Source organism: Pseudomonas kielensis, assembly GCF_014236655.1.
In the GTDB taxonomy this organism is placed as follows: domain Bacteria; phylum Pseudomonadota; class Gammaproteobacteria; order Pseudomonadales; family Pseudomonadaceae; genus Aquipseudomonas; species Aquipseudomonas kielensis.
The window spans coordinates 86,590-109,830 of sequence record NZ_JACMYG010000018.1; the positions used below are offsets into that span (position 1 = coordinate 86,590).

At 63.5% G+C, this 23,241-nt stretch carries 19 protein-coding genes; 14 read left to right on the forward strand and 5 right to left on the reverse strand.

What is annotated here, in order from left to right; all coding sequences use genetic code 11:
* Window positions 1–83 precede the first annotated feature (83 nt).
* Window positions 84–527, reverse strand: a complete 444-nt coding sequence (locus H7995_RS17460) for a GNAT family N-acetyltransferase (RefSeq protein WP_185818671.1) — start codon at window positions 525–527, stop codon at window positions 84–86.
* Entirely contained in the window at window positions 520–1,278 is a 759-nt protein-coding gene (locus H7995_RS17465; protein ID WP_166589496.1) for a carbon-nitrogen hydrolase family protein, read from the reverse strand. The genes H7995_RS17460 and H7995_RS17465 overlap by 8 nt, the downstream gene beginning before the upstream one ends.
* Before the next feature lie 630 nt (window positions 1,279–1,908).
* Here H7995_RS17465 and H7995_RS17470 point away from each other — a divergent pair.
* The 13 genes from H7995_RS17470 (at window position 1,909) to H7995_RS17530 (ending at window position 18,838) form a co-directional block, all read left to right on the forward strand.
* Window positions 1,909–2,976, forward strand: a complete 1,068-nt coding sequence (locus H7995_RS17470; protein ID WP_166589497.1) for a 3-deoxy-7-phosphoheptulonate synthase — start codon at window positions 1,909–1,911, stop codon at window positions 2,974–2,976.
* A gap of 196 nt (window positions 2,977–3,172) precedes the next feature.
* On the forward strand, window positions 3,173–4,054 hold the full coding sequence (locus tag H7995_RS17475; protein ID WP_166589498.1) for an esterase/lipase family protein: 882 nt from the start codon (window positions 3,173–3,175) through the stop codon (window positions 4,052–4,054).
* Between the two features lie 130 nt (window positions 4,055–4,184).
* Entirely contained in the window at window positions 4,185–4,466 is a 282-nt protein-coding gene (locus H7995_RS17480) for a peptidylprolyl isomerase (RefSeq protein ID WP_008369704.1), read from the forward strand.
* 135 nt (window positions 4,467–4,601) lie between these two features.
* Entirely contained in the window at window positions 4,602–6,470 is a 1,869-nt protein-coding gene (locus H7995_RS17485; RefSeq protein ID WP_185818672.1) for an extracellular solute-binding protein, read from the forward strand.
* The gene (locus tag H7995_RS17490; protein WP_185818673.1) at window positions 6,470–7,531 is read left to right on the forward strand and encodes a microcin C ABC transporter permease YejB; all 1,062 of its coding nucleotides are present in this window, start codon (window positions 6,470–6,472) and stop codon (window positions 7,529–7,531) included. Before H7995_RS17485 ends, H7995_RS17490 begins: the two co-directional genes overlap by 1 nt.
* On the forward strand, window positions 7,531–8,553 hold the full coding sequence (locus H7995_RS17495; RefSeq protein WP_166589501.1) for an ABC transporter permease: 1,023 nt from the start codon (window positions 7,531–7,533) through the stop codon (window positions 8,551–8,553). Before H7995_RS17490 ends, H7995_RS17495 begins: the two co-directional genes overlap by 1 nt.
* Window positions 8,554–8,605: 52 nt before the next feature.
* On the forward strand, window positions 8,606–10,186 hold the full coding sequence (locus H7995_RS17500) for an ABC transporter ATP-binding protein (protein ID WP_166589502.1): 1,581 nt from the start codon (window positions 8,606–8,608) through the stop codon (window positions 10,184–10,186).
* Window positions 10,187–10,312: 126 nt separating this feature from the next.
* Window positions 10,313–11,731 (forward strand): sigma-54 interaction domain-containing protein, encoded by a 1,419-nt coding sequence (locus H7995_RS17505; protein WP_166589503.1) that lies wholly within the window; start codon window positions 10,313–10,315, stop codon window positions 11,729–11,731.
* A gap of 275 nt (window positions 11,732–12,006) precedes the next feature.
* A complete protein-coding gene (locus H7995_RS17510) occupies window positions 12,007–13,398 on the forward strand; it encodes a GntP family permease (protein WP_166589504.1) in 1,392 nt (463 codons plus the stop codon).
* Between the two features lie 7 nt (window positions 13,399–13,405).
* Window positions 13,406–14,179 (forward strand): 3-hydroxybutyrate dehydrogenase, encoded by a 774-nt coding sequence (locus H7995_RS17515; protein ID WP_185818674.1) that lies wholly within the window; start codon window positions 13,406–13,408, stop codon window positions 14,177–14,179.
* Window positions 14,180–14,295: 116 nt separating this feature from the next.
* Entirely contained in the window at window positions 14,296–16,251 is a 1,956-nt protein-coding gene (locus H7995_RS17520) for an acetoacetate--CoA ligase (RefSeq protein WP_185818675.1), read from the forward strand.
* A gap of 98 nt (window positions 16,252–16,349) precedes the next feature.
* Window positions 16,350–18,521: a response regulator gene (locus H7995_RS17525; protein WP_185818676.1), complete on the forward strand. Its 2,172-nt coding sequence runs from the start codon at window positions 16,350–16,352 to the stop codon at window positions 18,519–18,521.
* Between the two features lie 41 nt (window positions 18,522–18,562).
* Window positions 18,563–18,838, forward strand: a complete 276-nt coding sequence (locus H7995_RS17530) for a peptidylprolyl isomerase (RefSeq protein ID WP_095170376.1) — start codon at window positions 18,563–18,565, stop codon at window positions 18,836–18,838.
* Window positions 18,839–18,943: 105 nt separating this feature from the next.
* Here the strand turns inward: H7995_RS17530 and H7995_RS17535 are convergent, their stop codons facing one another.
* The 3 genes from H7995_RS17535 to H7995_RS17545 are packed head-to-tail and all read right to left on the reverse strand — an operon-like array spanning window position 18,944 to window position 21,370.
* Entirely contained in the window at window positions 18,944–20,161 is a 1,218-nt protein-coding gene (locus H7995_RS17535; RefSeq protein WP_185818677.1) for an amino acid deaminase, read from the reverse strand.
* 35 nt (window positions 20,162–20,196) lie between these two features.
* Window positions 20,197–20,961, reverse strand: coding sequence for an IclR family transcriptional regulator (locus tag H7995_RS17540; RefSeq protein ID WP_166589510.1), 765 nt, complete (start codon window positions 20,959–20,961; stop codon window positions 20,197–20,199).
* Window positions 20,962–20,980: 19 nt separating this feature from the next.
* Window positions 20,981–21,370 carry a RidA family protein gene (locus H7995_RS17545; RefSeq protein WP_095170372.1) on the reverse strand — a complete coding sequence of 130 codons (390 nt, stop codon included), beginning with the start codon at window positions 21,368–21,370 and terminating at the stop codon, window positions 20,981–20,983.
* A gap of 252 nt (window positions 21,371–21,622) precedes the next feature.
* Here H7995_RS17545 and H7995_RS17550 point away from each other — a divergent pair, with 252 nt between their 5' ends.
* On the forward strand, window positions 21,623–22,699 hold the full coding sequence (locus H7995_RS17550) for a GGDEF domain-containing protein (protein WP_185818678.1): 1,077 nt from the start codon (window positions 21,623–21,625) through the stop codon (window positions 22,697–22,699).
* Window positions 22,700–23,241: the final 542 nt, after the last annotated feature.

A 23,241-nucleotide genomic window follows, 5' to 3' on the forward strand; every position in this document is an offset into this window, starting at 1 on the left:
ATCCGGCAGACCTAGCAGAACCCAAGATTTAAAATGGTTTCAATACATCTTGCAGCGCTTGTACTACGCGCCTTACAGACCTTTCAGCGCGGACACGGGCGCTGCATTCGCAAGAAGCAATCATCCTGCCCGACAATCTGCAATCCCATGCGCAGGTACAGGGCTTGCGCCGGGTTGTCGGTGAACACCGTCAGGCGCAGGGCCGGACGCCGCTCCTGGCAGGCCAGGGCAAAAACCTGATCGATCGTCCAACTGCCGATGCCCTGCCCCCGTGCGGCCTCGCTCACGTGCAGTTCGCGAATGTACAGGGCATTGGCGTCGCGACTCAGGCTGATGAAGCCGAGTACCGCCGCGTCCCGGCAAATCAACCAGTTTTCCCGCCCGGCCCAGGCCACATCGAATGCCTCGTCGAGCCATAACAAGTCGTGGCGCAGGTAATAGGTGAGCATGCCGCGTCGGGTCAGTGTCCGGGCGAACGGCAAATCCTGCGCGGTGGCCAGGCGCAGTGCCAATCCGGGCTCAGACATGCTTCACCGGCACCACGTCACCGCGCCAGTGCGCCGCCTGGCGACGGGCGATCACCAGCGCATCGCCCACCCCGGGGGCGGCGGCGAGCAGCCTGCCGTCCGCCGCCCAGATCGCACTGCGTCCCGCCGACTCCCAGCCGCCGGTCGCGCCACCATGGTTGGCCATCAGCACCAGCATCCCGTGTTCGCGCGCGTAACCTTGCAGCAAGGCGCTGTCGGCGGCATAGCCGCCTTCGGTGATCAACACCCCGGCAGCATAGATACCCGCCCCCACTTCAGCCGCCGCAGCGGCATGGCTGGCGTGGCAAAAATCGGCACAGACCGCCAGCGCGAGGGTGTCGTCACCCAGGGTCAAGGGAGCGCCCCCTGCCCCAGGAGCGAACGCCACTTCTTCGCCGGGGTGCAGGTGCTGCTTGCTGTATACGGCCAGTGATCCATCGGCCGCCAGTACCAGCGCGCCGATCAACACCGGGGAATCGTCCGACAGGCGAATTGGCATACCAACGACAGCCGTCACGCCGACTTCCCGCGTCAGGTCCCGCAATGGCTGCAACAGCGCGGCATCCGGGGCAATCGCCAGTTGCGCCGCCAGGCCACGCTCATAACCGCTCAGGGATAGCTCGGGAAACACCAGCACCTGCACGCCCTGCTCCGCCGCAGCCATGATGAAACGCTGGTGACGGGCGATATTGGCGTGCACATCGCCGGCAGTAGAGATCGATTGAGCCGCTGCAACAGTCAGTGTGGTCATCCCGGCTTTCCTTGATGAGGGTGCGGACGCAGTCGCCGAGTCTGGCATAAAGCGCGTCACGACTTAAGCCATAGCGAGCAACCTTCACCCCGATAGCATTTTCTGATTGAAACTGCGTCCCGGCCTCTAGTAAGCTCGGCGCATTCATCGGAGACAGAACAGCATGTTGCCTACCCCTTCCCAGCCTTGCACCCCTAGCGCCCTGCGCTCGGTCGCGGCTGCGCGGGCGAACGACACCTGTGCTCCGGCAAACTTTTATTTTGGGTATTGGTTTAGCCACTGGCGCGCCTGATACCTACACGGCGGCCACTACTCAAGGGGTCGCCTGCCAGAGAATTCTCAACCCCCGGTCGGCTCCCCGACCGGGGGTTTTGTTTTTTCAGGCCCCACACTTTTTAGCCACATCACTGACTTCAAGGAATTACGACATGAACTACGCCACTTATTACCGTCACGACAGTTTTACCGCCTGGCGATTTACCAGCCTCCGCTCGGGACAGCCTGCCGCCTCCGATCGGTCACCCACAGGTGGCAAGCGCACACACTCAGCCAACACGGCCAACTGTCGAACACCCCAGTAGGGCCGAGCGCGCGGGCACGAACCCGCCGCCAGCCCAAGGAAGCCTGAATATGAACTCCCGCGTATCCGCTCTGCCGCTGTCTACCCACACCTCTGCCAATGAAGCACTGACCCAGCGTCTGCCCAGCTCATTGCAGCTCAAGCAACAACTGCCCCTGAGCCTCGCCCTGAGCCAACAGGTCGCCGCCCATCGCCAAGCCATCCGCGCCATCCTCGAAGGTGAAGACTCGCGCCTGCTGGTCGTCGTCGGCCCCTGCTCGATCCACGACCCGCAATCGGCTCTCGAGTACGCCGGCAAACTCGCCCGACTGGCCCACGAAGTCAGCGACAAGATGCTCCTGGTGATGCGTGCCTACGTCGAAAAACCGCGCACCACAGTGGGCTGGAAAGGCCTGGCCTACGACCCGCACCTGGACGGCAGCGACGACATGGTCGGCGGTCTGAACCTGTCCCGGGACTTGATGCGCGAGATGCTGCGCCTCGGCCTGCCGGTTGCCACCGAGTTGCTGCAACCCATGGCCACCAGCTACTTCGACGACCTGCTCAGTTGGGTGGCCATCGGTGCACGTACCACCGAATCGCAGATCCACCGGGAAATGGCCAGCGGCCTGGGCATGCCGGTCGGTTTCAAGAACGGCACCGACGGCGGCGTGGGCGTGGCCACCGACGCCATGCGCTCGGCCGCCCACCCGCACCGCCACTTTGGCGTCGACAGCCAGGGCCATCCGGCGATCATCCAGACCCAGGGCAACCCGGACACCCACCTGGTGTTGCGCGGCGGCCATCGCGGCCCCAACTACGACCAGCACCACGTGGCCCGGATCGAGGACGACCTGCAGCGGCTGAACATCGCGTCGCGGATCATGGTCGATTGCAGCCATGCCAACAGCGGCAAGGACCCATTGCGCCAGCCGGCGGTGTTCAACGACGTGCTGGAACAACGCCTGAATGGCAATCGCGCGCTGATCGGCATGATGCTTGAGAGCCACCTGTTCGAAGGGTGCCAGGCGCTGGGGCCGACCCTGCGCTACGGGGTGTCGGTGACTGACGGTTGCCTGGGCTGGGAGGCAACCGAACAACTGCTGCGCCAGGCCAGCCGCAAACTGCGCAACACCTGAAGCCCCCTGGCGTTTGACTGAATACGCCGTTGCGCCGGTCTGGCGCGCAACGGCCAGGTTCACCACCGATTCCTCCTGCCACTTCTATTCCGCCTTCAACAACGGACAGCGGCTTTTTCGCACATCGCCCCGGCGTGGCCTGCATTAGAGTGAGAACGCGACACAATTCCCGACCTCACGGAATACAGGCACGCTTATGCAAAGGAATGCAAGCACCCAATACCCGATCATGCTGGTCCACGGCCTCTTCGGTTTCGACAGTATCGGCAATCTCGATCTCTTCCACGGCGTCAAGCAGGCCCTGCGCAACGCCGGCGCCCACGTGTTCATCCCCTACCTCTCCGCCACCCACAGCAACGAACTGCGTGGCCAGCAATTGCTGGCTCAGGTCGAACTGGTCCGGGCGGGAACCGGCGCCGCCAAGGTCAACCTGATCGGCCATAGCCAAGGCGCCCTGGCGGCGCGTTATGCCGCGGCAGTGGCCCCCCAGCATGTGGCCTCGGTGAGCTCGGTCAGCGGGCCGAACCATGGCTCCGAGCTGGCTGACTGCCTGCGCCAGGCCCTGACTCCCGGGCACCTGCCGGAACAGGTCGCGGCGGCGGTCTCGACGCTGTTTGTCGAGTTCCTCAGGTTCATCAGCGGCAGTCCAAAAATCCCCCAGAACGCCATCGCCGCCCTCAATGCCCTGACCACCGAGGGCGTCGCCGCCTTCAATCACAAATACCCGCAAGGCTTGCCCGACACCTGGGGCGGCAACGGCGAAGAACAGGTCAACGGCGTTCGTTACTACTCCTGGAGTGGCACCCTGCAAGGTCGACTGCTGGACGAGGGCCCTAATGCCCTCGATCCACTGCACCTGTTCTGCCGCAACTTCTCGCGCTTTTTCATCCGTGAGGCCAAGCAGAACGATGGCATGGTCGGGCGCTTCAGTTCGCACCTGGGCACGGTCCTGCGCTCCGACTATCCGCTGGATCACATGGACAGCATCAACCAGACCACGGGCCTGGTACGCCCGGGCATCGATCCTGTGGCCCTGTACCTGGAGCACGCCGAGCGCCTGAAGCAGGCCGGCATCTGAATCGTGGGGCGGTGCCGAATTTTCGACCGACGGCGCTTTGACGCAGGACCAGGCAGCAGAATGACGAGAAATAGCCCTCTGAATCCGGTAGGCTCAGCACTTTATTGAACATTGAATGGAGATTCTTCCCATGGCCAAAGCCACTGCCCGTCACATCCTGGTTGCCAGCGAAGCCAAGTGCAACGAACTGAAAGCCCAGATCGAAGGCGGCGCTGATTTCGCCGAAGTTGCCAAAGCCAACTCCACCTGCCCGTCCAGCCGTCAAGGCGGCGACCTGGGTTCGTTCGGTCCTGGTCAGATGGTCAAGGAATTCGACACCGTGGTCTTTAGCGCGCCAGTCAACACCGTACAAGGCCCGGTCAAGACCCAGTTCGGCTACCACCTGCTGGAAGTGACCAGCCGTCAGGACTGATCCACCGCCAATTGCCTGAACAACGGCCCGCCTTCTGGTGGGCCGTTGTGTTTGTGCCGAACGTTTTTGGCTGGCCAGGCCTGCGCCGCTAGCGTACAAATCGAACCATCGATCACCCGGCTCTTAAGGCTGACAATGCGACTGGCTTTCTCCTTATTGATCTCCACGGTCCTGGCCCTGCTGCTGAGCGCGACCACCGTGAACGCAGCCCCCCAGCACGCCCTCACCGTCTACGGCGAACCGGCCAAGTACCCTGCCGGCTTCAGCCACTTTGCCTATGCCAACCCGCAAGCCCCCAAGGGCGGCAGCATGCGTCGTTCGGCCATTGAAATCGGGCGCTTTGACCACGTCTCGCCCTACATCGACAAAGGCATTGGCGTCAGCCAGCTCGATGGCATGGTGTATTCGCCCCTGGCCCAACGCTCGCTGGACGAGCCCTACACGGTCTACGGGCTGGTGGCGGAAAAAATGGAGCGCGCCGAGGACGGTCTGTGGTTGCGCTTCTACCTCAATCCCAAAGCCCGCTTTGCCGACGGCAGCGCCATCACCGCCGAGGACGTGCACTACACCTTCGACCTGCTGATGACCCAGGGCAGCCTGCGCTATCGCACCCAGTTCGCCGACGTCAAAGGGGTCGAGGTCGAGTCGCCCCGGACCATTCGCTTCGACTTCAAGAACAACCAGAATCGCACCCTGGCCTTGGATATCGCGACCTTGCCGGTGTTCCCCGAGCACTGGTGGAAAACCCGCGACTTCGCCAACGGTGGCGGCTACGAGGCGCCCCTGGGCAGCGGGCCGTACCGGGTCAGCAAGGTCGACTCCGGGCGCAGCATCACCTTCGAGCGCAACCCCGACTGGTGGGGCAAGGACTTGCCCGTCAGCCGCGGCCTGTACAACTTCGACCGCTTCAGCATCGAGTACTTTGGCGACACCGACGTGGCGCGCCAGGTCCTGCGTGGCGGTGCCTACGACTACAACCGCGAGTTCTCCGCCACCGGTTTTTCCATCGGCTACGACGGCCCGGCCCTGAACGACGGCCGCCTGCAGAAAGCCCATCTGGCCAAGCAGGCTCCACAACCGTCCCAGGGGTTTGTGTTCAACCTGCAGAACCCGATCTTCAAGGACCGCCGCGTGCGCCAGGCCCTGGCCATGCTCTGGGATTTCGAGTGGAGCAACCGGCAGATGATGCGTGACCTGTACATCCGCCAACAGAGCTTCTTCTCCAACACCGAACTGGCCGCGCGCCAACTGCCGGATGCCGCTGAACTGGCGATTCTCGAGCCCCTGCGCGGGCAGATTCCCGACGAGGTCTTCACCCAGGTCTTCGAAGCGCCGAAAACCGATGGCAGCGGCTTGATTCGCGACAAGCAACTGCAAGCCCTGGACCTGCTGGAACAGGCCGGCTGGAAACCCGACGGCGACCAACTGGTCAATGCCCAGGGGGAGCCGCTGGCGTTCACGTTCCTGATCAGCCAGAACGGCATGGATCGCCTGTTACTCCCCTATAAACGCACCCTGGCGCAGATCGGCATCCGCCTCAATATCCGCCTGATCGACTCCTCGCAGTACGTCAATCGGCTGATGAGCCGCGACTACGACATGATCGTCACCGGCTACCCGGTCAGCACCTCGCCGGGCGGTGAGCTGTTCAACTATTTCGGCTCGGCCGCGGCCAACGATCCCGGCGCCAACAACTACATGGCCTTGCAGAACCCCGCCGTCGACCGCCTGCTCGACGGTCTGGTCAAGGCCACCACCCAGGCCGACATGCTGCGCCATGCCCACGCCCTGGACCGGGTCCTGCAATGGAACTACTACTGGATTCCCAACTACTACCCGCCGGGCAGCTCCACGGTGTGGTGGAACCGCTTTGGCATGCCGGCGGTACCGGCCAGCAATGACGAAGCCATCGAGAGCTGGTGGCAAGTGAGCACCACGCCCCTGACCAATGAACAGATGGCCGCCGAACGCATCAAGCGTGGCCAGCCCGGAGGACCGCGCTGATGCTGGCTTATGTCTTGCGCCGCTTGTTGCTGATCATCCCGACCCTGGTGATCATCCTGCTGGTCAATTTCGTGATCGTCCAGGCCGCGCCCGGGGGCCCGGTGGAACAGGCCATCGCGCATTTGCAGGGGATTGGCGGGGGTGGCAGCCTCGGCGCGTCCGGCGACGGCCTGAGCCACGGCTCGCGCGCCAGTCGCGGCCTCGATCCACAGCTGATCAAGGACATCGAAAAGCAGTACGGTTTCGACAAGCCGGCCCATGAGCGCCTGTGGCTGATGCTCAAGAGCTACGCCCAACTGGATTTCGGCAAGAGCTTCTTTCGCGGGGCCACGGTCACCGAGCTGATCCTGGAAAAAATGCCGGTGACCATTTCCCTCGGGCTCTGGGCCACCCTGATCACCTACCTGGTATCGATCCCGCTGGGCATCCGCAAGGCCGTGCACCACGGCAGCCAGTTCGACATCTGGAGCAGCACCGCGATCATCGTCGGCTATGCCATGCCGGCCTTTCTGTTCGCCATGTTCCTGATCGTGATCTTCGCCGGCGGCACCTCGCTCAACTGGTTTCCGGTGCGCGGCCTGGTCTCGGAAAACTTCGAACAGTTGTCGACCCCGGGTAAAATCGCCGACTACTTCTGGCACCTGGTGCTGCCGGTGACAGCGCTGGTGGTCGGCGGTTTCGCGACCCTGACCATCCTCACCAAAAACTCCTTCCTCAACGAAATCACCCGCCAGTACGTGGTCACCGCCCGTGCCAAGGGCCTGAGCGAGCGCCGGGTGCTGTACGGCCACGTGTTCCGCAACGCCATGCTGCTGGTGGTGTCGGGGATTCCCCAGGCGTTCATCAGCGTGTTCTTCGCCGGCTCACTGCTGATCGAGGTGATCTTCTCCCTCGATGGCCTGGGGCGCATGAGCTATGAAGCGGCGGTGTCACGGGACTATCCGTTGGTGTTCGGCTCGTTGTTCATCTTCACCCTGTTCGGCCTGCTGATAAAACTGATTGGCGACCTGTGCTACACCCTGGTCGACCCGCGCATCGACTTTGCCGCGAGGAACGCCTGATGCTCAATCTGTCGCCCCTGGCGCGCCGACGCTTCGAGCGCTTCAAGAAAAACCGCCGTGGCTGGTGGTCACTGTGGCTGTTCATCGGTCTGTTCCTGCTGACCCTGGGCGGTGAGCTGATCGCCAACGACAAACCGCTGGTCCTCAGCTACCAGAACAGCCTGTATTTCCCGGCGTTCAAGCGGTACACCGAGCAGGAATTCGGCGGTCAACTGCCATTCCAGGCCGACTACCGCAGCGACTATGTGCAGAAGCTGATCCACAAGGACGGCGGCTGGATGCTGTTCCCGCCGATTCCGTTCAGCGATGACACGCCCAACTATGACCTCAACCAACCCGCACCGAGCCCACCCTCGAAGGTCAATTGGTTGGGCACCGACGACCAGGCCCGGGATGTGCTGGCGCGGGTGATCTTCGGCGCCCGGGTGTCGATCCTGTTCGCCCTGGCGCTGACCGTCATCAGCGCGTTGATCGGCATCGCCGCCGGCGCCCTGCAGGGTTACTACGGTGGCTGGGTCGACCTGCTGGGCCAGCGCTTGCTGGAAGTCTGGTCGGGGTTGCCGGTGCTGTACCTGCTGATCATCCTGTCTGGCTTCGTCGAACCGAATTTCTGGTGGCTGCTGGGGATCATGGCGCTGTTTTCCTGGCTGGCCCTGGTGGACGTGGTGCGCGCCGAATTCCTGCGCGGACGCAACCTGGAATACGTCAAGGCCGCCCGGGCCCTGGGCCTGAACGACCGCAAGGTGATCGTGCGGCACATCCTGCCCAACGCCATGAACGCAACCCTGAGCTACCTGCCGTTCATTCTCACCGGCGCCATCTCGACCCTGACCGCCCTGGACTTCCTCGGTTTTGGCATGCCGGCCGGTAGTGCGTCGCTGGGCGAACTGATCGGCCAGGGCAAACAGAACCTGCAAGCGCCGTGGCTCGGGCTGACGGCGTTTTTCACCCTGGCACTGATTCTGTCGCTGCTGGTATTTATCGGCGAAGCCTTGCGCGACGCGTTTGATCCACGATCTTGATCCACGATCTTGATCCGCGATCTTGATCCAAGGTCTTGAGGGCACTATTGCCATGAGCGACAACCTGATCGAAATCCGTAACCTCAACGTGGCCTTCAACGGCCAGGTGGCGGTGCGCGACCTGTGCCTGGACATCCGTGCCGGCGAGTGCCTGGCGCTGGTCGGTGAATCCGGCTCGGGCAAGTCAGTGACCGCCCACTCGATCCTGCAACTGCTGCCCGAGTGTGGCACTCAGTCCTCGGGCAGCATTCGCTACCGTGGCCAGCAGTTGCTCGGTGCCGAGGCCAGCACCTTGCGCGCCCTGCGCGGCAACCGCATCGCGATGATCTTCCAGGAGCCGATGACCTCCCTCAACCCCCTGCACAGCATCGAAAAACAGATCGGCGAAACCCTGCTGGTGCACAAAGGCCTGGGCGGCAAGGCCGCGCAACTGCGGATCCTGGAACTGCTCGAACTGGTGGGCATTGCCAACCCCAGGGAGCGTCTCAAGGCCTACCCGCACCAACTCTCCGGCGGCCAGCGGCAACGGGTGATGATTGCCATGGCACTGGCCTGCGAGCCGGAACTGCTGATCGCCGACGAACCCACCACCGCCCTGGACGTGACGGTGCAGCGCAAGATCCTGCTGCTGCTCAAGTCCCTGCAACAACGCCTGGGCATGTCGCTGCTGCTGATCAGCCACGACCTCAACCTGGTGCGCAGCATCGCCCAGCGCGTCTGCGTGATGCGCGGCGGCGAGATCGTCGAACAGGCCGCCTGTGAAACCCTGTTCACCGCACCGCAGCACCCTTATAGCTGCGAGCTGCTCAACGCCGAGCCAGAAGGTGAAGCCCTGCCCCGGGATGAACGCGAAGCCGTGCTGGAAGTCACCGACCTGAGCGTGCGTTTCCCCCTCGGCGGTGGGTTGTTCCAGCGCAAGACCTGGCTGCACGCCGTGGACGGCATCAGCCTGAGCATTCAACGGGGCAAGACCCTGGGCATCGTCGGTGAGTCCGGCTCGGGCAAGTCGACCCTCGGCCAGGCGATCCTGCGCCTGCTGGACTCCGCGGGCAGCATCCGCTTCCAGGGCGAGGCGCTGGACGGTCTCAACCAGAAGCAACTGCGGCCCTGGCGCAAACAGATGCAGGTGGTGTTCCAGGACCCCTTTGGCAGCCTGAGTCCGCGGATGTCCGTGGCGCAAATCATCAGCGAGGGCCTGGAGGTCCACAGCCAGTGCACCGCCCAGGAGTGCGAAGCCCAGGTGATCCAGGTGCTCAAGGAAGTCGGCCTGGACCCACAGAGCCGCCATCGTTACCCCCACGAGTTTTCCGGTGGCCAGCGCCAACGCATCGCCATCGCCCGCGCCCTGGTGCTCAAGCCGGCGCTGATCCTGCTCGACGAACCGACCTCGGCGCTGGACCGCACCGTGCAAAAACAGGTGGTCGCCCTGCTCCGCCAGCTCCAGGAGAAACACGGCCTGACCTACCTGTTCATCAGCCACGACCTGTCGGTGGTCCGCGCCCTGGCCCACGACATGATCGTGATCAAGGACGGCAAGGTGGTCGAACGCGGCGCCAGCCATGATGTGTTCGACGCACCGCAACATCCTTACACCAGAGAACTGTTGGCCGCCGCCCATCCGGGGTGGGCATGATTGCGCGCCTGCCGCCGGACCGTATTGCCCTCATCGCGAGCAAGCTCGCTCCCACATGGAATATGTGGGAGCGAGCTTGCTCGTGATGAGGCCATCACCCACCACACACCCTTCGGAAATGAACCGATGAACACCGGCGAAAACCTCAAGGACTACCAACGCGTACGCACGCTGGCGATCCGCTCCTTGTTCGAGATCATCGAGCAATCGAGCGAAGGCACGGTGATTGTCGACCGCGATGCCAATATCGTCTGGATGAACGAGCGTTATGCCCGGCGCTTTGGCCTGGAGTCGGCCGCCGTGGCCATCGGCAAGGCCTGCGAAAGCGTGATCCCCGGCAGCCTGTTGCGCGAGGTGGTGCGCAGCGGCCGGCCGATCCTGCTGGACATGCAGGACACCTCCAAGGAACCGCTGGTGGTGATGCGCCTGCCGATCCACGACGATGCCGGGGCCGTGATCGGCGCCATCGGCTTTGCCCTGTTCGATGAACTGCGCAGCCTGTCGCCGATGCTCAAGCGCTACCTGAGCATGCAGGAGGAACTGGCCTCCACCCGCTCCTTGCTGCGGGCCCGCCAGGCCAAGTACACCTTTGCTCACTTCATCGGCACCAGCACCGCCAGCCTGGAGGTCAAACGCCGTGCCCGACGCAGCGCCAGCACCGACTCGCCGGTGTTGCTGCTGGGGGAAACCGGTACCGGCAAGGAACTGTTGGCCCAGGCCATTCACAGCGCCTCGCCCCGGGCACACAAAGCCTTTGTCAGCATCAACAGCGCGGCGATCCCCGAAGCGCTGCTGGAAGCCGAGTTCTTCGGCACCGCCCCCGGCGCCTTCACCGGTGCCGATCGCAAGGGGCGCGCCGGCAAGCTGCAAATCGCCCAGGGCGGCACCCTGTTTCTCGATGAGATCGGCGACATGCCCCTGCCGCTGCAAAGCAAGTTGCTGCGGGTCCTGCAGGAAAAGGAATTCGAGCCAGTGGGCTCCAATGAAATGATCCAGAGTGACGTGCGCGTCATCGCCGCGACCTCCACCGACCTTGAGGCGGCGATCAAGCGCGGCGAGTTTCGCGCCGACCTGTATTACCGCCTCAACGTCCTGCCGATCCAGGTGCCACCCCTGCGCGAGCGCCTCGACGACCTGCCCGCCTTGAGCGAAGCGATTCTCGAAGAACTGCGCAGCCAGCACGAACTCGACCCGCCAGCCCTGGAACTGCTGGGCCAGCACGCCTGGCCGGGCAACATCCGCGAACTGCGCAACGTGCTGGAGCGGGCCGCCTTGCTCAGCGACGACCTGATCCTCGACGCCGGCGAAATTCGCGCAGCCATCGGCAGCCTGGTGCCCGTGCAACGCGCGGCAGCAGTGCCGACAGAGCCGCTGGCGAACGAAACCTTCAGCGCCGCCCGTGAGCGTTTCGACCGGCAGTTGATCCAGAGCACCCTGGCCCAGTGCGCCGGCAAAGTGCCGGAAGCCGCGGTCAGGCTGGGGTTGGGCCGCTCAACCTTATACAAGAAAATGGCGGCGCTGGGGATTGCCGAGTCTCCTTATTGAGACATCGGTCTTTATAGAGAGACAGGGTCGTCATGGGTCGCTGACGAGCCAGCGCCTACAGGGAAATACCCATCCCTTGTAGGAATTGGCTTGCCAGCGAACGCGCCCTTTCCATCATCACAGCTCTCAAAACCGAGACAAAACATTAAAAAATATTACCAATAATAGAATTTATTGTTTTATATCAACCACTTACAAACCTGGCACAAAACCCGCTATAGCCCCTCTCACACCCGCTTCACCCCTAAAAAAATAACAATCGAAGGAGACACACCATGAGTGTGATCATTGCCTTGGCAGCCCTCGCGCTGCTGATGCTCGCAGCCTACCGTGGCTATAGCGTTATCCTCTTTGCCCCGATTGCCGCCCTTGGCGCCGTCCTGCTGACCGACCCCTCCGCCGTTGCTCCCGCCTTTACCGGGGTGTTCATGGAGAAAATGGTCGGCTTCATCAAACTGTATTTCCCGGTCTTCCTGCTCGGTGCGGTGTTCGGCAAGCTGATCGAGCTGTCGGGTTTCTCGCGCTCGATCGTGGCCGCCGCGATCCGCCTGCTGGGCACTCGCCAGGCAATGCTGGTGATCGTGCTGGTCTGCGCCCTGCTCACCTACGGCGGCGTCTCGCTGTTCGTGGTGGTGTTCGCCGTGTACCCCTTTGCGGCCGAGATGTTCAAGCAAAGCAACATTCCCAAGCGACTGATCCCGGCCACCATCGCCCTTGGCGCGTTCTCGTTCACCATGGATGCCCTGCCAGGTACCCCGCAAATCCAGAACATCATCCCCAGCACCTTCTTCAACACCACCGCCTGGGCTGCGCCGTGGCTGGGGGTGATCGGCACGATATTCGTGTTCTGCGCCGGCATGCTGTTTCTCCAGCGCCAGCGCAACAAGGCCCAGCGCAGCGGTGAAGGTTATGGCAGCGAGCTGCGCAACGAGCCGGAAACCGCCGAGGACCTCAAGCTGCCCAACCCCTGGCTGGCTCTGTCGCCGCTGCTGGCGGTGGGCATCATGAACCTGCTGTTCACCCACTGGATTCCCCAGTGGTACGGCAAGACCCACAGCCTCAGCCTGCCCGGCATGACCGCGCCGGTGACCACCGAAATCGCCAAGCTCACCGCCATCTGGGCCGTGCAGGCAGCCTTGCTGGTGGGCATCCTGATGGTGCTGGTATTCGGCTTCCAGGCCATTCGCAGCAAGCTTGCCGAAGGCAGCAAAAGTGCGGTCAGCGGCGCCCTGCTGGCGGCCATGAACACGGCCTCGGAATACGGCTTCGGTGCGGTCATCGCCTCCCTGCCGGGTTTCCTGGTGCTGGCCGACTGGCTCAAAACCATCCCCAATCCGCTGGTCAATGAAGCGATCACCGTGACCCTGCTGGCCGGTATCACCGGTTCCGCCTCGGGCGGCATGAGCATCGCGCTGGCGGCCATGGCCAACGACTTCATCGCCGCCGCCCACGCTGCCAACATCCCCCTGGAAGTGCTGCACCGGGTGGCGGCCATGGCCAGTGGCGGCATGGACACCCTGCCCCACAACGGCGCGGTGATTACCCTGCTGGCGGTCACGGGCCTGACCCACCGCGAAGCCTACAAAGACATTTTCTGTATTACGCTGATCAAGACCCTGGCGGTCTTCGTCGTCATCGCTACCTTCTACGCCACCGGCATTGTGTGAGGCATTCATGACATCTCTTTCGGGCAAGACCGCACTGGTCACCGGTTCCACCAGCGGCATCGGCCTGGGCATCGCCCTGAGCCTGGCCAAGGCCGGCGCCAACCTGATCCTCAATGGGTTTGGCGACGCCTCGCAGGTCATCGCCGACGTCGCGCAATTGGGCGGCAAGGTCGGCCATCACCCGGCCGACGTCAGCGACCCGGCGCAAATCGCCGAGATGCTGGCCTACGCCGAGCGCGAGTTCGGTGGCGTCGACATCCTGGTCAACAACGCCGGGATCCAGCACGTATCGGACGTGGAAGACTTCCCGGTGGAGCGCTGGGACGCGATCATCGCGATCAACCTGTCGTCGGTGTTCCACAGCACCCGCCTGAGCCTGCCGGGCATGCGCGCCAAGGGCTGGGGGCGGATCATCAACATCGCCTCGGTGCACGGCCAGGTCGGTTCGGTGGGCAAGGCCGCGTACGTCGCCGCCAAGCATGGGGTGATCGGCCTGACCAAGGTGGTCGGCCTGGAAACCGCCACCAGCAACGTCACCTGCAACGCCATTTGCCCCGGCTGGGTGCTGACGCCGCTGGTGCAGAAGCAGATCGATGACCGCGCCGCCGCTGGCGTCGAGCCGCAGCAGGCCCAGCATGACCTGCTGGCCGAGAAACAACCGTCGCTGGAATTCGTCACCCCGCCGCAACTGGGCGAACTGGTGCTGTTCCTGTGCAGCGATGCGGGCAGCCAGGTACGTGGCGCGGCCTGGAATATCGATGGCGGGTGGCTGGCGCAGTAACGCACTGCCTTGGTGGGTGTGTCGGTGGGATTGTGGGCTCGCCCCACACCCACCCCCCAAACAATAAAAATTACACCCAGCACCACCTGCCCCAACCTAAAAACAAGAGGCAAGTCATGTCCGAAATCCTCTGGCAACCCAGCCCCGAACGCATCGCCCAGACCCGCATGGAGGCCTTCCGGCACCTGTGCAACCAGCGCCACGCCCTGGCAATCACCGACTACCCGGCCCTGCACCAGTGGAGCATCGACCAGCGCGAAGACTTCTGGCAGGCCATCGTCGACTACTTCGGCATCACCTTCCACCAGCCCCCCGAGACGGTGCTGCGTGAAGGCCGGCAGATGCCCAGCGCCCAGTGGTTTCCCGGGGCCACCCTGAATTTTGCCGAACACCTGTTGCGCCGGCGCGATGACGCGGTGGCGGTGATCGCCATCGGCGAGGATGGCCAGCGCGAACAACTGAGTTTTGCCGAACTGGCCAGCCACGTAGCCGGCCTGCAAAAGAGCCTGCAAGCAGCCGGCGTCGGCCTTGGCGACCGGGTCGCGGCGTGCATGCCCAACACCTGGCAAACCCTGGTCGGCATGCTCGCCACCACCAGCCTGGGGGCGGTCTGGTCCTGTTCTTCGCCGGACTTCGGCACCCAGGGCGTGATCGACCGGTTCGGCCAGATCGAACCCAAAGTGCTGATAACCTGTGCCGGCTATCACTATGCCGGCAAGGCCATCGACCAAACCCTCAAACTCAACGAAATCCTCCAGCGCCTGCCATCCCTGGAACACTTGATCATCGTGCCGTACGCCCGTCCCCAGGCACGTACCGAGGACTACGCCAGCCAGGCCCGCATCAGCCTGTGGCAGGACTTTTATCAGGCCGGCGGCGAGCCTGAATTTGTCGCCGTGCCCTTTGCCCACCCGCTGTACATCCTCTATTCCAGCGGCACCACCGGCGTGCCCAAATGCATCATCCACAGCACCGGTGGCGTGCTCCTGCAACACGTCAAGGAACACGGCCTACACGTCGACCTCGGGCCCGCCGACCGATTGTTCTACTACACCACCTGCGGCTGGATGATGTGGAACTGGCTCGTCTCGGCACTGGCCGTGGGCAGCAGCATCGTGTTGTACGACGGCTCGCCCTTCCATCCGGGGCCGCAACGCCTGCTCGACTTGATCGAGCACGAACGCATCACCGTCTTCGGCACCAGCCCCAAGTACCTGGCCACCCTGGAAAGCAACGGCCTGCAACCGCGCCTGAGCCATGACCTGAGCAGCCTCAAGACCCTGCTCTCGACCGGCTCGGCGCTGTCGCCCCACAGCTACGACTACGTTTACCGGCAGATCAAGCCCGACCTGTGCCTGGCCTCGATGTCCGGCGGTACCGACATCATCTCCTGCTTTGTCGCCGGCAACCCGTTGCTGCCCGTGCGTCGCAGCGAGATGCAAGGCAAGGGCCTGGGCATGGCCATCGAAGTGTGGAACGACGCGGGCCAGCGGGTGATTGGCGAGAAAGGCGAACTGGTCTGCACCCGCCACTTCCCGGCCATGCCCATCGGCCTGTGGAACGACCCCCAGCAGGAAAAACTCCACGACTCCTACTTCAGCCAGTTCCCCGGCGTCTGGGCCCAGGGCGACTACGCCGAAGAACTGACGCATGGCAGCTGGATGATCCATGGCCGCTCCGACGCCGTGCTCAACCCGGGCGGCGTGCGCATTGGCACGGCGGAAATCTATCGCCAGGTGGAAAAGGTTGCCCAGGTACAGGATTGCGTCGCCATCGGCCAACAGTGGCAGGACGACGTGCGCGTGGTGCTGTTCGTGCGCCTGGCCGACGGCGCAGTGCTGGACGAGGCCCTGGAGCAACAGATTCGCCACGTGATCCGCGCCAACACCACACCGCGTCACGTGCCGGCGAAAATCCTCGCGGTCAGCGACATCCCGCGCACCATCAGCGGTAAGGTGGTCGAGCTGGCAGTGCGCAATGTGGTGCACGGCCGGCCGGTGAAAAACACCGACGCCCTGGCCAATCCCGAGGCCCTGGAGCAGTTTCGCCAGCGCCCGGAACTGCAGGAGTAACGCAGGCTGGGCGATGAAATCGGGCAGCGGCGAGACTTTTCCGGCCGCCAGGCGTCTACATCCTCGACATGCCCGATGACAGGACGCAGGAACCCGCGATGAATCACTCCCCCAACGGCGGCGACGCCCAGGCCCTGATTGCCCGCCTCGACTGGACACAAAGCCCGCTGGGGCCTGCCAGTCAGTGGCCGCAGAGCCTGCGCACCGCGGTGGACATCGTGATTCACTCGCCGATGCCCATGCTCCTGCTCTGGGGCCCGCAACTGGCGCAGATCTACAACGACGGCTTCGCCCTGCTGGCCGGCAACAAACACCCCAAGGCGTTCGGCCAGCCCACGCACCTGACGTGGCCGGAGCTCGAGGATTTCACCACGCCGATCTACCGCGCGGTGCTGCAGGGCCAGGTGCGCTCCTACAGCGAGCAACGGTTCAGCCTGCAACGCGAAGGCCAGGAACAGGAGTTCTGGCTGGACCTGACCTACAGCCCGATACGCGACGAGCATGGGCAAGTCGCCGGGATCCTGGTCACCGCCATCGAAACCAACGAACGCCGGCGCATCGCCCTGGAGCTCAAGCAACGCTCGGACGCCAGCCTCAAGGCCCAGCAAGACAGCGAGCAGCGCCTGCAACTGGCCCTGGCCGCCACCGAGTCGGTCGGCACCTGGGACTGGGATATCGGCAACGACCGGTTTCTCGCCGACGCCCATTTCGCCCAGTTGCACGGCGTCGACCCGAGCCGCGCCGGCCAGTTGCCCATCAGCGAGTACCTGCACGGCGTGCACCCGCAAGACCGGGCCATGGTCACGCGCAGCATCAAGCACTGCATCACCCACGCCGACGAATACGCCGAGGAATACCGCCTGCTGCAAGCCAATGGCGAGGTGCGCTGGGTGTTTGCCCGGGGCCGCTGCTACAAGGATCACCACGGCCGGCCGATCCGCTTTCTTGGCGCTGCCCTCGACCTGACCGAACGCAAACAGACCGAGCAAGCCCTGCGCAATCTCAATGAAACCCTGGAGGAACGGGTGGCCGCGCGCACCCAAGCCCTGGCGGAGGTCAACCAGCGCCTGCAGAACGAAATGTTCGAGCGTGAACGGGCCGAGGATGCGTTGCGCCATGCGCAGAAAATGGAAGCCGTGGGACAGCTCACCGGCGGCATCGCCCATGACTTCAACAACATGCTGACCGGCATCATCGGCAGCCTGGACCTGATCCAGCGCTACATCGGCGAGGGCCGTACCGAGGACATCGGGCGCTTTGCCGAGGCGGCCGTGGCCTCGGCCAATCGCGCAGCCGCCCTGACCCACCGCCTGCTGGCCTTCTCCCGCCGGCAATCGCTGGATCGCCAACCGCTGGACCCCAACAACCTGGTGCGTTCGCTCGAAGAGTTGATCCGCCGCACCAAGGGCGAACACATCGAACTGAAATTCGATCTGGCCCCCGGCGTGTGGCCGGTCAACACCGATGCCGGGCAGTTGGAAAATGCCCTGCTCAACCTGGTGATCAACGCCCGCGATGCCATGCCCGACGGCGGCGAATTGCTGATCGAAACCGCCAACAGCTACCTGGACGGCAACGACATCAGCACCCTGGAGCCGGTCAAGGCCGGCGACTACGTCATGCTCGGCGTACGCGACAACGGTTCGGGCATGAGCCCACGCGTGCTGGCCAAGGCCTTCGACCCCTTCTTCACCACCAAGCCCATTGGCCAGGGCACTGGCCTGGGCTTGTCGATGATCTACGGTTTTGCCCAGCAATCCGGCGGCCACGCCACGCTCAGCAGCGAGGCCGGCCAGGGCACCTGCGTGCGTCTGTACCTGCCGCGCCTGCACAGCCCGGCGCAGGCGGCGGCCCCCACGCCGAACCTGGGCAGTACCTTCGCGGTCGCCGGTGAGTCGGTGCTGCTGGTGGAAGATGACCCGGCGGTGCGCCTGTTGGTGCAAAACGTGCTCACGGAACTGGGCTACAGCACCCACGCCGCCGAAGACGCCAACACCGCGCTGCGCTTGCTGGAATCGGAGTTGCGCATCGATCTGCTGGTGACCGACGTCGGCCTGCCCGGGATGAATGGCCGGCAACTGGCGGAGATCGCCCGCCAGCATCGCCCCGAGCTGAAAGTGCTGTTCATGACCGGCTACGCGCAACAGGCCGCCGAACGCCAAGGCTTTCTCGACGAGGGCATGGACCTGCTGGCCAAGCCGTTTACCCTCGAACAACTGGCCGGCAAGATTCGCCAGATGATCCGCCCCGCAGGCGGATATCAGGCATAATCGCGCCCCGCCGCCACCACCGTTCCAGGGTAACTGTCCGAATGAAAGCTCAAGCCCGCCATATTCTGGTGAAAACTGCCGATGAGGCCGAACAGCTCAAGCAACGTATCGCCAAGGGCGAGGCGTTCGATGTGCTGGCCAAGAAGTACTCCACCTGCCCGTCCGGCAAGCGCGGCGGCGACCTCGGCGAAGTCCGGCCCGGGCAAATGGTCGGCGCCATCGATGCGGTGATTTTCAAAAAGCCGTTGCGCGTGGTCCACGGGCCGATCAAGAGCAAGTTCGGTTATCACCTGGTGCAGGTGTTCTACCGCGACTGAGCCCTGGCTTCAGCTCCTGGGAATCAATGCGCTCGGCACCTGGGGGATTGGGGCCACGCGTATTCATCAGCATAGATTCCCGGGTGGTTCGCCTGTGGGAGCGGCCTAGAAACAGGTCGGCATGCTTTCAATCACCTGCAACTGCTCATCCACCAACAAGCCGTTGCGCCATTTATCGAACGTCAGGCACGGGTGGGAGGTGCCGAACGAAATGATGTCGCCTACCCGCAGCTCGATGCCCGGTGCCACTGTCATGAAGGCATGCTGGTCCATCACCGCCGTGACCTTGCACGCCGCCACGTCATCGCCCACCGCCGGGACTACACCGGCCGGGTAGCGGCGCAACGGCACCGGCAATCCGGCGTCGTAGGCCACGTCGCGCTTGCCCAGGGCAATCACCGCAAAGCCCGGTTCCGGCAACGACTGCACATGGGCCCAGACTTCCAGCGCCGGGCGCAGGCCTTCGTGCAGGTCGCTACGGCGACCCAGCACGCAGCATTGCGCCTCCTTGTAGATGCCATGGTCGTGGGCCACATAACTGCCCGGGCGCAACACGCTGAGAAAACGCCCCGCCGCGTTCTGCGCCGCAAAGGATTCGGCGATCAGGTCGTACCAGGCCGACCCCGATGCCGTGACGATCGGCCGCTCCAGGGCGAACGCGCCGCTGTCTTGCAACTGCACGGCCAGACGCACCAGGGAGGCGGCAAACTCACGGATGCCACTGACCGCCTGCTCACCGTGGATCACCCCTTCGTAGCCTTCGATACCGGTCAAGGCCAGGCTCGGATGGGCCTCGATCGCCGCCGCCAGCACCAGGACTTCGGCTTCGCTGCGGCAACCACAACGACCACCGACCACGCCGTACTCGATCATCACGTTCAAGCGCTGCCCGCGCGCGGCAAAAAACGCACCGAGGTCGGCGACGTTGTCCGGGTGATCGACCATGCAGTGGAAATCAAAGTCCGGGTCGACCAACAGGTCGGCAATCAGCGCCATGTTCGGTGCGCCGACCAACTGGTTGGCCATCAATACCCGACGCACGCCGTGGGCGTAGGCGGCTCGGGTCTGCACGGCGGTGGCCAGGGTAATGCCCCAGGCACCGGCCGCCAGTTGCCGGCGAAACAGGGCCGGGGTCATGCTGGTTTTGCCGTGGGGCGCCAGTTGCGCGCCGCTGGCAGAAACGAACTGCTGCATCCAGCTGATGTTGTGCTCAAGCGCTGCGCGGTGCAGCACCAACGCCGGCAGGCTGACGTCCCGCACCAGGTGCGCGCCCACCGGCGCAGCGCCTTTTTCCACGGCAGCGATGTTCAACGTAAAAGACATGCTTTCACTCCTTGCACGGCCGGCAGCGGCCAGGGTTATTCGTTGAGGCGCCGGGCCATGCGGTTGGCGCTGTCGATCAGCACCCGGCGGTAGGCGTCGTAGTGGTCCCTGGCATCGGCCCTTGGAGCGACGATGCACAAGGTGGCAATGGCCACGCCGTCCGGGTCTTTGACCGGGGCGGCGAAACAATGGGTGAAGGTGTCGGCCACGCTGTCGAAGGAGAAGAACCCATCGATCCCGGCCTGGCGGATCTCGGCCAGGAAACGTGGCACCGGCAGCGCCTGGCCGTCAGGCAGGATGAAGTCCTCGGCGGCAATCAGCTCGACAATCTGCTGGTCACTCAGGTGCGCCAGCAGCAGGCGCCCGGACGCGGTCCAGGGGATCGGCGCGTTCTCGCCGATGTCCGAGGAAATACGGAAATGCCGCTGGCCCTCCTGCATCAGCGCCACCGTGTATTTGCGCCCGTTGAGCAGGCACATCTGCGCGGTTTCGCCAGTCTGGCTGACGATCTCCTGCAGGGCCTGCCCGGCTTCGCGGGTGAGGTCGAAATGACGCAAGTGCGCCTGCCCCAGAAAGTACAGCTGGCGCCCCAGGTACACATGCCCGTCCTTGCCCACCGGCTGCAGGATCCGCCGCTCCAGTAGGGCCGCCACCAGCTCGTAGACCGTGGACTTCGGGCTGCCGATGCCGTTGGCGATATCGTTGGGACGCAGCGGCTCGCCGATTTCCTTGAGGAAGTCGAGGATATCGAACGCCCGGTCCAGCCCTCGGGCCCGACGCTTGATAGGGTCGTCGCTCATGGTTGCGGCCTCCCCGGCTTCAGGCTTTTTTCTTGTAGGCGACGCAATCGATCTCGACCTTGCAGTCGACCATCATGTTCGCTTGCACACAGGCCCGGGCCGGCGCATGTTCAGGACTGAAGTACTCGGAGAAGACTTTGTTGAAGCTCCAGAAATCCCGTGGGTCCGCCAGCCAGACGCCGGTGCGCACCACGTCTTCGAGGCCGTAACCGGCTTCTTCGAGGATCGCCACCAGGTTGCGCAGGGTCTGGTGGGTCTGCTCGACGATCCCGCCGACAATGATTTCGCCATCCACCGCCGGCACCTGCCCCGACACATGCAGCCAGCCGTCGGCTTCAACAGCCCGGGCGAAAGGACGCGGCTGACCGCCGCCGGCGGTGCTGCCGGTGCCATAACGAGTGATGCTCATGGTGGATCTCCTGTGTGAGAAGTAACGGCTAATTCCGCTATAGCGGAACAAGATATGCAATAGCGGAACCAACGGCGAAAAGTGTGCCACAGCGCGCCGGGAGAATCCCAGGGTATTTGTTCACCCGCCGCGACCAAGGCAACACTCGCATCCGCCTCACGCCGTTGGACAACACCGCGCCGGCCTGCTTCTATTCAAGCTTCAGCCGACATCCATGTGCGTCCGGGTATTCCAGGGAAAACAAGGCGAACGATGTTCAAGACCATTGAAAATGAAGTGCTGAAAAAAGCTGCCCCGGCAGCCTTGCAACGGGAATTTGCGCAGTATCACTTCGAGCGGCAACAGCGTTTCTGCCTGTTGATCTACATCGCCAGCATCGTGATCTGGCTGGTCTTCGACCTGATCGTCAGCTTCATGGGCGGGCTGCGCTTTACCTACCTCTCGCCACTGTTCCTGGGGGCCCTTTCGATCATTGCGACCCTCCTGGCGTTCACCCGCAAAGCCCTGCACTTTCACCGCCTCAATGTGCTGTTCGTGCTACTGATGACCCTGAGTATCCGCATGGTCATCGACGCCTTGCCCGCGAACTTGCAACCGGCCTGGCTGGTACTGGCCGCCTCCAGCATTCTCTACAGCGCCTCGGTGCTGCCGCTGAGCCACGGCTCGTTCTACGGCGCGCTGCTGATCACCTGGCTGGTGCTCAACCCCTTCTACGGCACCGATATAGAACTGCTGGACCTCAAGGGCACGATAACCGCCTGCTACTCGGTATTCCTCAGCGCCCTGACCCTCTACAGCTTTGTGAAACTGCGCCAAGCCAGGCTCTACGCCTACATCATGTCGAAGCTGCTGCTGGACCAGGCCTACCTCGACACGCTGACCGAAATCCCCAATCGCCGCGCGTTCATGACCACTGCCACCCGGCAGCTGCAAGCGCACCCGCGTGAGCACGAGCATTACCTGGCGATGGTCGATATCGACAATTTCAAGAAGGTCAATGACACCTACGGGCACGACATTGGCGACCTGGTGCTCAAACGCATCGCGGCCAACATCAAGGCGGTCATGGCCGAATACGCGTACGCACGACTGGGGGGTGAGGAATTTGCGATCTACTTGTCCGGGGTCCACCGTGACGACGTCGAAGACCTGGCCGCACGCCTGTGCCAGACAGTGCGCGAGGATCCCAGCGAATACCCGGTGACCATCAGCATCGGCCTGACCCAGGTGGCCGCCAGCGACTCATTGAGCCAGGCATTGAGAAAAGCCGACGAAGCGCTGTACCAGGCCAAACACAGCGGCAAGGACCGTTACACCTTTGCTGCGTGAAATCACGAGCGTGTTCACGATGCCAGTCAAGAAACCTGTGGGAGCCGGCTTGAACTCCCATAGGGTCTGCGGCGTACCCGAGGCTGGTGTTGGCCTGGGTGGTGTACGCAGGATTTGTAGGAGCGAGCCTGCTCGCGATGGCCTGGAGAACACCGCACACACCCTGAATGCACGCGATATCGTTAACGTCCATCGCCGGCAGGCGCCTTATTGGTGAGGAGAGGCGCTCGAAATGCTTTTCCCAAGCGACTAGCAGCACTCGTTACCTCCTACAAATCCCATCTGGAGGATCTCAAGCGCTTCTTGAAACCGGCCCTCGTTTTTAAAGTCGATACCCAAAGCAATAGCTGCCTTGCCATGAGCCTACTCAGCCGCCTTGCGCATATATCGCAACGACATGGCCGTGTCCTGCTTTAGCCCAGCTGTTCCGCTTTTCAGGAGGAGACCGATAAAGTAGTGCCCGTCGCTACGTTCGCATCGATCAGTTGCTGACTCAGGCGCAGGTGGTCCCCGCCCCCAAGCATGAAATGGCCGCGCATGCT